Origin of the sequence: Ferrimicrobium sp., assembly GCF_027364955.1 — a bacterium.
Classification (GTDB): domain Bacteria; phylum Actinomycetota; class Acidimicrobiia; order Acidimicrobiales; family Acidimicrobiaceae; genus Ferrimicrobium.
In genome coordinates this window covers 37,285-51,986 of sequence record NZ_DAHXOI010000005.1, presented here as the reverse complement: position 1 = coordinate 51,986, position 14,702 = coordinate 37,285, and the positions used below count along the sequence as shown (strand labels likewise).

General features: G+C 58.5%; 7 protein-coding genes. 3 read left to right on the top strand and 4 right to left on the bottom strand.

Annotated elements, in window-relative coordinates; all coding sequences use genetic code 11:
• Positions 1–90: 90 nt before the first annotated feature.
• Positions 91–2,379 (bottom strand): glycosyltransferase family 2 protein, encoded by a 2,289-nt coding sequence (locus M7Q83_RS04865; RefSeq protein WP_298335951.1) that lies wholly within the window; start codon positions 2,377–2,379, stop codon positions 91–93.
• Complete coding sequence (locus tag M7Q83_RS04860; RefSeq protein ID WP_298335949.1) at positions 2,376–3,995, bottom strand: methyltransferase domain-containing protein; 1,620 nt, start codon at positions 3,993–3,995, stop codon at positions 2,376–2,378. The genes M7Q83_RS04865 and M7Q83_RS04860 overlap by 4 nt, the downstream gene beginning before the upstream one ends.
• 181 nt (positions 3,996–4,176) lie before the next feature.
• On the opposite strand from M7Q83_RS04860, the gene M7Q83_RS04855 reads away from it, so the two are divergent.
• From M7Q83_RS04855 to M7Q83_RS14205, 3 genes are all read left to right on the top strand, one after another.
• A complete protein-coding gene (locus tag M7Q83_RS04855; RefSeq protein ID WP_298335947.1) occupies positions 4,177–5,583 on the top strand; it encodes an NAD-dependent malic enzyme in 1,407 nt (468 codons plus the stop codon).
• An 18-nt stretch (positions 5,584–5,601) separates the two neighbouring features.
• Positions 5,602–6,879 carry a hypothetical protein gene (locus tag M7Q83_RS04850; RefSeq protein ID WP_298335945.1) on the top strand — a complete coding sequence of 426 codons (1,278 nt, stop codon included), beginning with the start codon at positions 5,602–5,604 and terminating at the stop codon, positions 6,877–6,879.
• Between the two features lie 1,308 nt (positions 6,880–8,187).
• Positions 8,188–9,531 carry a glycosyltransferase gene (locus M7Q83_RS14205; RefSeq protein ID WP_366526373.1) on the top strand — a complete coding sequence of 448 codons (1,344 nt, stop codon included), beginning with the start codon at positions 8,188–8,190 and terminating at the stop codon, positions 9,529–9,531.
• 432 nt (positions 9,532–9,963) lie between these two features.
• Here the strand turns inward: M7Q83_RS14205 and M7Q83_RS04840 are convergent, their stop codons facing one another.
• Both M7Q83_RS04840 and purL read right to left on the bottom strand, forming a co-directional pair.
• A complete protein-coding gene (locus M7Q83_RS04840; RefSeq protein WP_298335941.1) occupies positions 9,964–12,495 on the bottom strand; it encodes a glycosyltransferase in 2,532 nt (843 codons plus the stop codon).
• Entirely contained in the window at positions 12,492–14,678 is a 2,187-nt protein-coding gene (gene purL, locus M7Q83_RS04835) for a phosphoribosylformylglycinamidine synthase subunit PurL (protein WP_298335939.1), read from the bottom strand. The genes M7Q83_RS04840 and purL overlap by 4 nt, the downstream gene beginning before the upstream one ends.
• Positions 14,679–14,702 lie beyond the last annotated feature (24 nt).

The window sequence follows — 14,702 nt, the reverse complement described above, 5'->3', positions numbered from 1 at the left end:
CGGGCGGTGGTTTAGCTGCATTCGCGGAGCGGATCGACGTCAGCTGTGCGGTGTAGTGATGGTTCGAGTTAGGAGGTGCGGTAGGTTGGCCTAGTTGTGGTAGCCCACTGTTATCTTGAGCGCAAGAGTCGGTAGTCCGTGGATGTGGTGGGCCCAAGGTGTTACGGTTTGGAAGGCGAGGAGATGGACAGGCCATTGGCTTCGGTGTGGGGTGATGCCGAGTTCTAGCGGTTGGCCTGATGGAGCTTCGAATGCCTGATCGCCGAGATGGAAGGTGAATGGGAATTCCCTGCGATGTCCCTTCAGCGACTCGGTGACCGTGAAGGTGTGGCCGTTGTGTCTCCCGGAGACCGTGAGTTCGCCATCGAGTTCTCCAACACTGTCGCCGATGTAGATCTGCAGTGCTTCGATTGTTCCTGAGAGAGTAGCTGGGATCAGGCATGTGGCGGTGATTGTCTGGTTCGTGTGCAAGGGTATGCGGTGTGAATGGTCGAGGTTTTGGCCATCTGGGATGTCGACCCACTGGATTCCGCGTGCCCATGGCCGCTGTATTCGTGGTATCGCGAGGACAAAGTCTTCCGAGTCCAAAGTAAGGTTTGGATTATACATGGGGTCTGAGGAGAGCTGTGGACTCCAGCGCCATTGCATGTAGCCGTGTTCTCGGATCGCACGGTGTTGCTGTGACAGCTTGATGTCCTTGCCCCGCGACTTGGATTCGTGATGGATGAGTTGGGCGTGGGGCTGGTAGATGTTGCGATAGCCCTTTTTGCGAAGGCGAAGACAGAGGTCTACGTCGTTGAATGCGATTGGCAGTTCCTCTGCCATTCCGTTCATTTCACGCCACAGCTGTGCGCTGATCATGAGACAGGCTGCGGTCACCACACTGAGTTCATAGGGGACGTTTGCCCTGCCCTGGTAGCCATCTTGGTCCTCGCGCAGGTATCGGAAGGCGTGTCCAGCGAGCCCGCGCAGTCCTGTGATGACGCCCGCGTGTTGAACCGTGCCATCTGGGTAGAGGAGTTTGGCTCCGACTGCGCCGATTCCCGGTCGTTGGGCGTAGCCGAGCATGACTTCGAGCCAGTCTGGTCGTTGGACCTCGGTGTCGTTGTTGAGAAGGCAGAGGTAATCGGTGCTGAGTTGCTTCACGACGGTGTTGTGAAGATCCGAGTAGTTAAAGGCATAGGGGTAGTCGATTACCTGATGGCCGGGGAGCTGTGCGATTTGGTTGAGGTAAGAGAGCGTCGCTGGATCGTCACTCCGGTTGTTGACGACGATGACCTCATAGTTTGGATAGGTCGAGGTGCTCAGACTCTCGATACATGCCTTAAGATCGGCCAACCCGTTGTGGGTTGGGATGATGATGGAGATTTTTGGGTTGCCGTGAACCGTGTAACGTGGGATGAGGTCCCTTTGGTTAGGTGCCCAGTCAAGCGTATGGAGCTCTCCTCGTCGTTCCAAGACTCCGTGGACGATCTCGTAGGCCTCTTGACGGTGTTGGTCCGATGCATGAGCTGTTGGTCCGGTATTGGGGTCGCGTTGATGATAGAGGATGGTTGGGCAGTGTCGAATGCGGGCCGGTTCATGATCCTCGGTGAGGCGTAGGAGGAGTTCCCATGTGGGATAGAGGGCGAGATGAGGGGCGAAGCCGTTGGCTTCTTGCACGAGTGTTGTTCTGAATGCAATAGCTGGACCGATGTAGTTTTGGGCGAGGGCGAGGTCTGGGTTCCAGTCGGGTTTGAAGTTATGGTTGTGGCGACATTCCTGATCGTCGATGGAGTCATGGTCGCTATAGATGATCGCTGTGTCTCGGTGGGCGGCGACTTCGGCACCAAACCAGGCCAAGGTGTGAGGCCGGAGGAGGTCACCCGGGCGAAGGGTGGCGAGGTAGTCGCCGGTGACGGTATCCATCGCGCTATTAAGAGCGTCTGAGTAGACATGGTGGCGATCTAGCGTGAGTTGGGTAATCCTTGGATCTCGCGTCTGATAGTCGTCTAGGGTGCGACGCAGGTCAGGATCACTCACGTGATTGTCGATCATTACGAGCTGCCAGTGAGGATAGAGCTGGGTGAGCACCGTGCCGATCGATCGCCGTAGCTGTCGGGGGTCGTTGCCGTCTTCGATCACCATCAGATAGCTAAAAGTTGGAGTGTACTCCATGGAAGCGACGTACTCTCGAATCAGATCAGACTCTGCCTGCTTCAGTGTGTCACACTGTTGAATCCACCACTGATAATCATGGGCGAGCCGGTCCATCTCGTCGTCTGGATCGTTGTGGAGTGCTCGTGCGTAGTCCCTGGTTGTCGGGCGTTCCTGGGTGGTGATGGTGTCGAAGCGCTCCGCCCAGTCCGTGTAGGCCTTCGTGACTCGAACCCTTGTCATGGTTGGTGCTTCGCTGGTTCGGTTGCGGTTGGCGAGGGATTGCGCCCCGAGAGGAGACCCTTCACCTTTGGAAGGAGTTGTTCTTTGCCCATACGGACCGGGGCGGTGAGTCTCCAAGAAGTCGAGCCAAGGAGCTCATCGATGCGCCGTTGCAGTGCCTCTTTCTCCTCGCCGAGTTGCTTTTCTCGAAGCACTAGCTCCTCTCTGAGGTGGAGCTTCTCATCCTCGATGAACTTGATCCGCCCTTTCAGAATGAACTCACGGGTGCTGCGATCGGCGTTCAGGAGTCCGCGTACCTTGGCCACTTGAGCCGTTGCGTGTTGATCGACAGTGGCGAGATACCCTCCGATCACCTCCGTAGACTCGGTGATGATAAGGGGACGGTAACTGAGTTCTAAAAGCGTCTCATGTGGGCTCCCTGGCAGGCGAAGGTTGAGTTCCGCCCGGTTGTCAGGATCGAGGATGAAGTAGTAGGCGGTGCTCTCCGTCGGCTCGACGGTTTGGTGGAGTGCAACAAGCCCTCGCCGATGCTCCTCGACAAAGAGTTCGTCGATGCTCTCAGGGTCCCAGCGCCAAAGCTCTCTGTCGTTCTGGGTGAGTGTAAGGTCGCTGAGCTCAATAACCCCGACCCTATCAAGGAGTTGAAGGCTGAGGAAGCGTTCCGAGGGGGAGCGTGGAATCTCGAGATGCACGCTCAAGAGACCCGGCTGATCAACCGGGGTTCCTTGTACTGATCGATCCTCGGCGTACTCCTCGTCGATCAGGCGCCAGAAGACCCTTGTGATATCTCCCACAGGTCTTGTGATCAGAGTGGGATGAAGCTGTTCTTGGGAACGCCGCTGACCTTTCTTGCGTGGCTTTGCAGATGCGATGAGCTCATAGACGTCATGGTCGATGGTGATTGGCACCCGTGTGAGGAGGGTATCGGCGAGCGCCTGGGATTGGGCGAACTCGGAGTCAGCAACCGAGAGGGTGATGGTGTCGAGTATCTCAGCGACAAAACCACTCTCATCGAGGGTGCGTAGGAGACTCTGCCGGGTGAAGAATCGGAGATGAGCTGGATCAAGAATCCCGTGTCCACGGTAGTGAAAATCGCCGCCAAGGAGTTCGCTGATCACACCGATGTGGGCGACGTTGGGGACGACGAGGAGGAGTTGACCCTCGGCATCGAGGTGGGCTTTGAGTTGTGAGAGCAGATGTTCGGGGTCCTGGAGACGCTCGAGGATCTCTGCACACACGATGATGTCGTAGTGACGATCAGCGAGGACTTCGTTGATGTCGGATTCCTCAAGGTCGGTTACAAAGACCTCACGGCATAGCTGTAGGGCCGCGTGCGTCTCTGTGGTGTGGGGTTTAGCTTCGTTGGACATAGCTACATCGGATTGAGCTGCATCATGTTGACCTGTATTAGATCTACCGGTGCTTGGTTGCATGGCGTCCACGGTGCAGCCGAGTTCGGTAACGAGTGCCCTGACCAGTTCGTCGATACCGGACCCGAGCATCAAGACCGTTGCTCCGCGAGGAATGTGCTTGATGATCACCTCACCCCAACCAGCAGTAGAGAGACCTCCGGATGCCGACTCGTCGGTTTGGACCTTGGGCTGATCAGAACTCACTCGGCACCCTTTCGTTTGTTTGGGTTGTGATCCAGACTAGCCGCGCAACCCTAGAGTCAATTCCAGCGCTGATCGCCCACCTCATGACCGTTTTGTGTTTCCGTAGATGAGCCGATCTGTCGATTAGTTCCCATCGAATGGAATGGTCAACTCCTCTGGTATGGGCCACTAGCCTTGCACTATGGCACAACCTAACGTCTCGCACTCGGTCACGATTCGAGTCGAGCTCAACAACACCCCTGGTTCCCTCGGACGCTTAACCACCGCAATCGGTGAGGCGGGCGGCAACATCCTGGGTATCGATCTGATAGATGTCGAATCTGACCGTATCGTTCGCGATATCACGGTACTCGCCGCTGACCCTGACCATGCCCAGCTGATTCGTGGCAAGGCTGAGGAGGTGGCAGGGGTCCATGTCCGTAGCGTCCTCGACAGAACGCTACGGCTCCACCTCGGTGGCAAGATTGAGGTGCGAGGTAAGTCCCCACTGAAGGACCGTGATGATCTCTCGATGGCCTATACCCCCGGCGTCGCTCGAGTCTCGATGGAGATCGCGGAGCGCCCGGCCTCGGTACATACCTATACCATTAAGGCGAACTCGGTCGCCATCGTTAGTGACGGGACAGCCGTGCTCGGACTTGGCAACATCGGACCCTATGCCGCGATCCCTGTGATGGAGGGCAAGGCCCAGTTGTTCAAGGAGTTCGCAAATATCGATGCGTTCCCGATCTGTTTGAACGTCTCCAAACCCGAGGAGGTCATCGCCGCCGTCGAGGCGATAGAGCCAGTCTTTGGGGGCATCAACCTTGAGGATATTGCTGCTCCAGCCTGCTTTGAGATCGAGGAGGCGTTGAAGTCCAAGCTCGATATACCAGTCTTTCATGATGATCAACACGGCACGGCGGTGGTCGTCCTGGCGGCGCTGCGCAACGCAGCCAAGGTGGTCGATCGCAAACTTGGAGACATGACCGTGGTGGTTGCTGGAGCTGGCGCTGCTGGTGTTGCCTGTGCAAAGATCCTCGCGAATGCCGGTGTTGGTCGGATCCTCGTCGCTGATCGCAAAGGAATTATCTTCTCGGGCCGTGAGGACTTTGATGGAGCGAAGCTGTGGTTGGCGGAGAACACGAACCAGGATCGCCGCATGGGCGATCTCGGCTCTGCGTTGGTGGGTGCCGATGTTTTTCTCGGCGTCTCTGGACCAGGGATCGTGACTGCGAACGAGATCGCGACGATGAACACCCATCCCATCGTCTTTGCGCTCGCGAACCCGACGCCTGAGGTGATGCCCGAGGAGATCCAAGATATCGCCGCGGTGATCGCGACGGGACGATCGGACTTCCCGAATCAGATCAACAACGTTCTCTGTTTCCCGGGCATCTTTCGCGGTGCGCTCGATGCCCGAGCGATGGCGATCACTGAAGGGATGAAGCTAGCCGCTGCAGATGCCATCTCCTCGGCGGTATCTGACAGCGAACTCTCGCCGAACTACATCATCCCTTCGGTCTTTAACAAGGGTGTCGCCATTGCGGTAGCTGAGGCGGTCGCTCGAGAGGCGCAGCACGAGGGGATCGTTCGGCACACTATCTGAGACCGACCGAGGCATCTCGTGAGCGATGAGTCCTATCTGCCCGGTCGGCTCTGCTATCCGGGTAAGCGGATAGAGTTGAGCCTCGACGAGGAGATCACCGTGACAGTGGTGACCAGGATCGATGGTCAACGGGTTGGTATTCGAGGAAGACTCTGGCGAGATGGTCCTTGTGACGTGATGGTGGTCTTCTTCGGAGAGCGGTTCAAGGCCACAGGTATCATGATGCCAGCGATCGTTGGCTCAGAGGTGGTGATCGAATCAGACTTTGTGCCGATGAATGCCCGGTCAGCGCCACGGGTGAGCGCCGTACTTGCGGGCACCTACTACATTCTACCGCCGAGCGTCGGGATCCCGATGCAGGTACTCGACCTCTCCGTTACCGGGGTCGCGATTGAGCCGATCTCTCAGCAGTTGCCAGCCCCAGGCCAACGTCAGATGATCTCCTTTCATCTTGGGGATCGAGAGATCAAGACGGTGATCGAGTTCGTGGCGATCGAAGACAGTCTCTGGAGAGCAAGATTTCTAAAACTTGCTCTCTCCGACGAGGATGCGATCGCAAAGTTCGTGATGACCCACCAGCTGGATCGACGCAGGTCGCTTTCGGACTTGGAGATCCGTACCCCATCCTCGCTCGATCTTGAGACTAGGCTGGAGTTTCCTCTGATCGAGTCCATCTCCTGGTCAAGCAACTCCTGCACCTTGCGAACCGGATCGATTTCAGCGACGGTGATGGTGCCACCGTCGCTACCGGCCGCGCGGGATCGTATCGGGTCGTTGGTCGGTGTCGCGCGTGTCGGTGACCCCAGAGACTTTGCACATCTTTTGGGGCTTGTCACATCAGATACGGTGGTTCTCGACAGCACGATGGCTCCGTATCTTGTGCTCAGTGCACGGTGCAAAGGCGTCAACGTTTTGGAGTTGTTGCTGTCATATGTCGAAGGCAGCGAGGAGATCGTTGCTCCTTCGATTCGACCTCTCTCTCCGGAACTGTCTCCCTATTCGGTGCCCGCTCACCCTCCATTTGCCGATAGTAACGCATCCACCCTGATGGGGTATTCATGTGGTATCGCTGTCTATCAGAGCTTCCGAGGAAAGGCGTCCGCCCTGGTAGCGAGCCCACCGAGTGAGGTAATTAAGGGCGATGGGCCATGGATAGATCCGCTTGCATTGGCGTTACTTATCCAGCGACTTGCCTCCGTCGAGGTTCGCCCGGCCTGGCCGACGTTGACCACTAGTGACGATGGTGTGGAGTTGTTCCAGGCATTTGCGAGCCTGGCCGCCACCGAGTCCAGCTAGGGTTGCCGGTCAACTCCAACCTACTGACCTCTGACCCCAACAGAACTGAGCTCAGCCTTCCATGGATCGTTCACTCCTCCTTGGTTGACGCTCTCGGTTGGCGTCAGTGCCACTCACTGGGGTAGGCAAGCGGTTACGACCGGTAAAGCGCTGATGAAACGCCTATTGCGGTATCGGACTTGGGCATTGCGTTGAGGGTCCTGACTGAATGCATGCTCTGTCGGCTGAGATAGGCTGAGTGCTTTGGTGAGCAATCGCTCGTTGTGCGAGGTGGCCGTCATCGATCGTATTCCATTCCGTCCCACAAGACCTCATCAGGTGGTGACCGTCGCGACGGGTGCCACATTGCCTGGCGCCATGGCGTTAGCGAAGTCACTCGCCGAGACTAATCCAGAGCTGGAGGTGACCATCGTCAGGGTTGACCTCCTCCATCAGGAGGAGCCCGCGGGTGGTGAATCGCACCAGCTTCTCCATATCGTTGGGATCGATGCGTTACCGATCGACGAGGTCTTGCTCTTTGAGCTCGCCACCGTCTTGGCCATCGAAGAGCTCGGAGTCGTGCTCCGGCCATGGGCCCTAGCCTTCCTGCTCGCTGGCGATGCCCAGGCTGCGCTCTATCTGTCTCCCGACTCCTATGTGTGTGATCAACTCGATGATCTTTTTGCCTTGGCAGATCAGTATGGTGCGGTGGTGACGCCTCGCTTTAACTCTCTGCCCGTGCGCGATGGTCTTCTATCAGCCGAGGAGCAGATCCTCGCCGATGGCTTCTTTGAGGAGGGTCTTCTTGGCACCGGACGTCAACGACTCGCGGCGCTGGAGTCCTGGCAAACGCGGATCATGGTTGATTTCGGCAATGCTATAGCGGAGCTACCCCTTGGTGGTCGTCGATGGTTTGATGTCATCGCCCATCTCCTGGACGCTCACGTGCTACGAGACGACGGTTATTCCATGGCCCATTGGAACCTGCATGAGCGCAAGGTGACTCGAATCGGTGACGGTTATTCCGCCAACGGTGCACCGGTACGAACTCTGCGCTTCAAGGGCTATTGTCCCTCGACCCCATGGCTGCTCAGTACGGAGACAAGCGCGAACCCCAGAGTGCTCCTGAGTGAGTCCCCAGAGCTTCGCGAGCTGTGTGATCGATACCGGGCGACGCTATCTCGGCAGAGGGCGGAGGATCCAGCGCCCACGTATCTCTTTGATCGACTCTCCGACGGAACGGTGTTGACACCACGACTTCGCTATCTCTTTCATCGTGAACTCGTCAGAGCCAGGGCCGCCAGGGAGGAAGCACCACCTCCTCCGGGGATGGGTGACGATGCAGCCTTTGTCGCTTGGTGGCGGGAACCTGCCTTTCCTGAGACATTGGTGAATCGATTCCTCTATGCCCTATGGAGTGAGCGTCCTGATCTGCAGGCGACTTTCGCAAACCCAGTTGGGGGTGATGAGGTTGATTTTCTCCGGTGGGCATGGACGACTCCTTACGACGCTGATTTGGGTGAGGCACAGGGGTTGCTACCGGCAAAAACCTCTTTACTCGCCCCGATTATCAAGCGAGCCCCTGGCGTAAACCTTGTCGGGTACTTCTCCGTTGGGGTTGGGGTCGGCGAAGTTGCACGTTTGCTCGTCGATGGGATCCAGCGTGCAGGGATTCCGCACGCACTCTACAACAGCCAAAAGACCGTTGGTCGGCTGCAAGCGGAGTTCGTCTGGGAGGCATCCGATGATCGCTATGCAGTCACCATCGCTACCGTCACCGCTGAGCAGCTACCGGTGGTGGCACGCGAAATAGGTCGCAGTCTACTCGCCGATTGTGATCTGGTTGGGATTTGGGCATGGGAGGTCGCAGACTTTCCAGATTACCCTGAGGCACTGGCACTTGTCGATGAGATATGGGCACTATCGGAGTTCTCTCGCAGAGCCATTACTGCCAGGACCTCCAAACCTGTGAGTGTGATTCCGGTTCCAATTGGTGACCCCGGCCTTCACCAACCGCTTGACCGGGTGGGCCTCTCCCTGCCGGAGGGACCCTACCTCCTCTTTGTCTTTGACTACCTGAGTATTTTTGAGCGCAAGAACCCCCTTGGACTCGTTCGTGCCTTCACCCGAGCCTTTGACGAAGGGGAGGGGCCATTACTGGTGATCAAGAGCATCAACGGAGACCACTGCCGCGCCGATCGCGAACACCTACGCGCTCTCTGTGGCGGCCGAAGCGACATCTATTTGATCGAGGAGTACCTCCCCGAAGAGGTGATGAGTAGCCTGATGGGCGAGGCGACCGCGTATGTGTCGTTGCACCGGGCTGAGGGCTTTGGTCTTACGCTCGCCGAGGCGATGGTCCGTGGCCTACCCGTGATCGCAACAGGATATTCGGGGAATCTTGAGTTTATGAACCCTACCAACAGCCTCCTCATCGACTACCAACTCGTACCGATCGGCCCAGGTATCTCGGCATATCCGGCCTCATCGGTATGGGCAGACCCTGATCTCGACGCTGCGGCTGCCGCGATGCGGTGGGTGATCCAACACCCTGACGAGGCACGAGAACTCGGTCACAAGGGACGATTGAGTGTGCTTGGTCAGTTGACCTTCGATCGGCTTACCGCCTTTCTCTGGGAACGGTTGGGAACCAAGTTGCAGGAGCAACCCTGATCCATCAATAGGCGAATCTTGATGAACGTTCATCTCCCGCCATCAGATAGTGATCCCAGAGACGTGGCGGATCGGAACGCGTGCTCGATCAAAGGGTTGTGCCCTGTCACTGTTAATCTCATCGCGCCAAGTGGTAGGGCGGCACGCATGACTCTCCGTTGCCCACATCACTGCTTCCTCCGGCGGCTTTGCCAGGACACAAAACCCGGTAGACCCCGGATCGCGTGGCATCAAGGTCCAGTAGGGGTAGAGCTGAGGTGGATCACTCCAGGTTGGGTTGCTGGACCGGAACCATTCACTGTGCACCCGGCGGGCCAGTTGTGCGTCGTTGTCCATCATCTTTCTTTGTGGACCAGCGAGCCCTCCAACGCTTTATTGCTCGGCCTTCGCGGGGCGATCATCACCATGGGATCACAATGGTCGCTCCCCTGATCAGCCGTTCGAGGATGCCCTTTGTTCGACCTTCACACGTAGCGTGAGGGCCCCGTCGATGGTCACCGCCTCGACAAGGACTGGCGTGTCACCCTCGTGGCGCAGACTGATCCTGGCCGGACTGGCGAGAGGGCGTTCGAGTCTGATGGTGACGGGATCAAAATGCAGCCAGGATGGCACGGCCTTCGCCGTAGTCTCGTCGATCGAGAAGGCGTGGTCGTCGATAGCGTAGGGTTCGATCTCCATCGCCCAAAAGGTCACCTGGTCGATTTCATTGCCCAGCTGATCGGGGAGAATGAGTTCGCATTCGATCTCGCCCCCTGGTTCTAGGACGATGGGGTTTGACGGGAAGTAGCGAGCTGGACGTGGGCAGGGGAGTTCGATCCCCAGCAGGTTCTCTAACCAAGGAAGCTTGACGCGAGGCGGCCAGGCTGCTCCGCAGCCGATGTCATCGATTGAAGCGTTTGGGTTGTGATAGGGATCGTCCAAAATCTTGGGGGCCCACTTCTTCCAGTAGCGGATGACCTCGGTGCCGTAGCGCCCCTTCTTGGTTGGTTCGGTGTCCAGTCCCCGTGATTTTGATTCGTGGTGGATCAGTTGGGCCGCTGGGGTGTAGCCGATGTGATAACCAGCTTCCCCGAGCTTGAGACAGAGGTCGATGTCATTGAGCGAGACGGTGAACTCCTCATCAAAGCCGCCGACTTCGTCATAGGCGGCTTTGGAGACGAGCATGGCGGCTCCTGTGACCGCCGAGAGACGTTGGGCGAGTACGATACGTCCGCCATGCCCAATCTCGTAGTCCTTGGCCATTTTGTAGCGGTGCCCAGCCTCGCCGTTGATGCCGAGGATCACCCCTGCGTGTTGGACGGAATGGTCGGGGTACCAAAGTTTGGCCCCCACGGCGGCGATCTTGTCGTGCATGCACATGCCCACCATGTCGGTCAGCCAGGAGGCGTTGATCGCCTCAGTGTCGTTGTTGAGCATACAGATGTAGTCGGCCTCGATCTGGCCGATCGCCCAGTTGTGCATAGCGGCGTAGTTGAAGGGGTGAGAGTAGTCAAGGACGCGATGGCGAGGAAGCGTGCCAATGGCTGCGAGGAGCTCGAGCGTCGCAGGCTCATCGCTCTCGTTGTTGATGATCACCACCTCGTAGTCGGGGTAGTCGGTGATCTCGAGGCTCTTGAGACACTGCTCAAGCAGGTCCCCGTGGTTGCGGGTTGGGATCACAATGGCCACATGTGGCGTCCCAGTTGGTTCGAAGTGAACGAGATGGTAGGCGTCGTCGAGCACCGGTTCAAGGTGGGCCGGGATGCCGCGGCGATCGAGGGCCTCCTCGACGGCTTGCGTGCCTGCACGCATCGCTTCTGGCTTGAGTTGGACGCGGATCGCGGTCGAGCCGGCGATCATGCGCCAATGGTAGAGAATGACAGGAATATGGCGGATCTGATCCTCGCGAACGGTCTCGGTGATGCGAAGCGCGAGATCCCAGTCCTGGGAGCCATCCAGGCCGGTTCGCTGCCCTCCGACCTGGTTGAGCTCTTCTCGGCGAACGACGAAGAAGTGGGTCATGTAGTTCTGGGCCAGGAGCAAGATGGGGTCAAAATCTGGCTTGAAGTAGGGGCTATAGCGTTGACCGGTATCGGTGAGCTTGTCCTCATCGGAGTAGAGAACGACCGAGTCAGGGTACTGGTTGAGGGTGGCGATGACCCAACTCAGCGTGTGGGGTCGGAGGAGGTCATCGTGATCGAGGAAGCCAACGTAGTCCCCGGTCGCCATCTGGATGCCGTCATTGGTCGCGGCAGCGATGTTGCCGGTGTGAGGGCGAAAATGAGCGATGATGCGGTCATCGGCCTCGACGTACTCGGTGATCACGTCGCGCACCTCAGGGATCAGTGAACCGTCGTCGACGATGCAGAGCTGCCAGTTGGGATAGAGCTGTTGGCGTACGGACTCGATGGCTTCGCGGAGGTAGACGATGGGGGAGTTATAAGTCGGCATGACGATGGAGATGGTGGGTTGATAGCTAAGTTGCGCGGTATAGGAGCGGATGGCGTCCTCATCGACTGTCTCATCGAACTCACGAACCCAGCGCAGATAGGGCTCGATATCGAGCTCCTCATCTTCGTCCTCGTCCTCATCTCCTTCGATATTCAGAGCATGATCGGTCGGGGCTGCTGGTTGGTTTCTGTTGGAGAGGTTCAGCCTTGCGCCGACCGAGGGTACGTACTTTTCGGTGAGCGCTACAAGACGTTCGGATCGTCCAAGCTCTTCGGAGAGGCGTGGAATGACCTCGCTGCGAAGCCCGGTTGAAAGCTGTCGTAGGCCTTTGGTCAACCGCCAACTCGTCGAACCCAGCATCTCGGCGAGTTGTGCGTTGCGCTCGTCGATTTGACGAGCGAGATCATCACGCTCGATGGAGCGATTATCGAGCACGAGATGGAGATAGTCGACCTCGCTGATCGGCTGGGCATCGACGGTATCGGTGACCATCGCTGAGGTGGTTGCCCGGTTCTTCCGTTTGGCCGGTGTCATAGCACTCCAATCTTGGTTGGCTGACCGATGGGGATTCGTAGCCAATCCTCGCAGGTGATCGTATCACCACTAAGCTCGCCGATGACGACGGCTTCGAGACCCTCCTGGTCGAGACGATCCAGCAGCGCAGCTGGGTCCGTGGTGGAAAGGAGGAAACGGCTGGGGTGCTCCCCGAGGAGCGCCTCTGGGGTGTTCGCTGGTGGGTGTATTGTTAGTCCCTTTCCGGCGAGACGCGCGAGTCGAACTGCTCCAGCCAGGAGGCCGCCAGCACCGAGGTTGTGGGCGGCGTTGACGAGCCCCTCATCGACGACCAGCTCGGCTACCACGTTGAGCAGATGGTTGAACCGGGGGAGGTCGATCGCGGGGAAGGCTCCCCGGCGGTCATCGAGGACGGAGGCAAACACCGATCCGGTGAGGGTTGGCACCTCGCCAGTGGTGACCAAGACGATGGTTCCATAGGCCCGTCGAGGATCTGGAATTGGATGGGTGGGAAGCGGCCGGAAACCGATCGTTGAGACGACAGGGGTCGGATCGATATCGTGGCCGTGGGCCTCATTATAGAGACTGACGTTCCCGCCGATCACCGGAACCCCCAAGAGACGTCCGATCTCGGCGATCCCATCGATGGCCTGTGATAGTTGCCACATCACCTCAGGGTGTTCGGGATTGCCAAAGTTGAGACAGTCGACGAGGGCAACTGGGGTGGCACCGACACAGGCGAGGTTGGCAAGCGAGGCAGCCACGACCGCCAACGTACCCCATTTGGGGTCGGCACGCGACCAGAGTTGGTTGCCATCAACTGAGAGGGCCATGGCGAGGTCGGTATTGCCGATGCCTGGGGCGCGAATCGCCAAGAGGGTTGCATCCGCTCCCGGAGTGACCAATGTGTTGCGAAAGAGCATATGGTCATAGCGGCGATAGATAGAGCTCGGATCGAAGTCAAGTGCCGCTAGGACTGCGAGTGCGACGGTGTGCCATTCGGCAGGTACAACCACGCTCTGGCTCGTCCGAGTATGTAGGTCAGCTGGCTCCTGCTGTGGCCGATCATAGAGCGGTGCCTCGTCAGCGAGGGCGGCGGCTGGAATCTCGGCAACGAGTTCGCCGTCAAAGTAGGCTCGTAGCACACCACGGCCCGCGTAGCCGCCCTCTTCGTCGGGAGCGGTCACCTCGCCGATGACGGTCGCCAACACCTCCTCATCCTCACAGATGGCGAGAACGGCTGGTAGGTTCTCCGGTGTGACGATGGCGAGCATACGCTCTTGGGACTCCGAGCAGAGGATCTCCATGGGTGTCATCCCGGGCTCCCGGACGGGCACCCTGTCAACCCAGACCTCCATGCCGTTGCCAGCATTGGCGGCGGTCTCTGAGGTGGCGCAGGTGAGCCCGGCTCCACCGAGGTCTTGAATGCCCTCCACGAGCTTGGCGTCGAGAAGGCGTAGACACGCCTCGATCAGCTTCTTCTCCTCGAATGGATCACCCACCTGCACCGAGGGGCGCTTATCGGCTGACGTCTCGTCAAAGCCGCTCGATGCGAGCACCGAGACGCCTCCGATACCATCTCGACCAGTCGCTGCACCGAGCAGGACGACTTGGTTCCCAACACCGGTGGCGAGTGCTCGCACCAGTTGGCTGGTCTCGGCGATGCCGACCGCGACCACATTCACCAGTGGGTTCTCCCCGTAGGGTGCTGCGAAGTGGATCTCCCCACCAACCGTCGGCACGCCCACCGCATTGCCGTAGGAGGAGATCCCACCGACGACACCGTCGAAGATCCAGCGCGACCTAGGGTTGTCCTGATTGCCCATCCAGAGCGAGTCGAGCAAGGCGGTTGGTCGGGCCCCAACGGTGAAGATGTCGCGGAGAATACCCCCCACTCCGGTAGCCGCTCCCTGGGTCGGTTCGATCGCGCTTGGATGGTTGTGACTCTCCATGCGGAGGGCCACGGAGATCGTGTCGGTCGCTGCGACGACACCTGCATTCTCTCCTGGCCCCATGATCACCCTGGGGCCCTCGGAGGGGAGGCGGCGAAGGTGGATGCGTGAGGACTTATAAGAACAGTGCTCTGACCACATGATGGAGAACATCGCGAGCTCGACGAGGTTCGGTTCTCTACCGAGCTGGTGAACTATCAAACTGAATTCGTCGTCGGTGAGGCCAAGGGGCCGATAGATATCGCTCTCCACGTTTTAGGAGCCTACCCTGGCAGC

Coding starts and splice junctions, on each gene's coding strand:
- M7Q83_RS04865 (WP_298335951.1), bottom strand. CDS start 2,379: ATGACAAGGGTTCGAGTCACGAAGGCCTACACGGACTGGGCGGAGCGC.
- M7Q83_RS04855 (WP_298335947.1), top strand. CDS start 4,177: ATGGCACAACCTAACGTCTCGCACTCGGTCACGATTCGAGTCGAGCTC.
- M7Q83_RS14205 (WP_366526373.1), top strand. CDS start 8,188: ATGGGTGACGATGCAGCCTTTGTCGCTTGGTGGCGGGAACCTGCCTTT.
- M7Q83_RS04840 (WP_298335941.1), bottom strand. CDS start 12,495: ATGACACCGGCCAAACGGAAGAACCGGGCAACCACCTCAGCGATGGTC.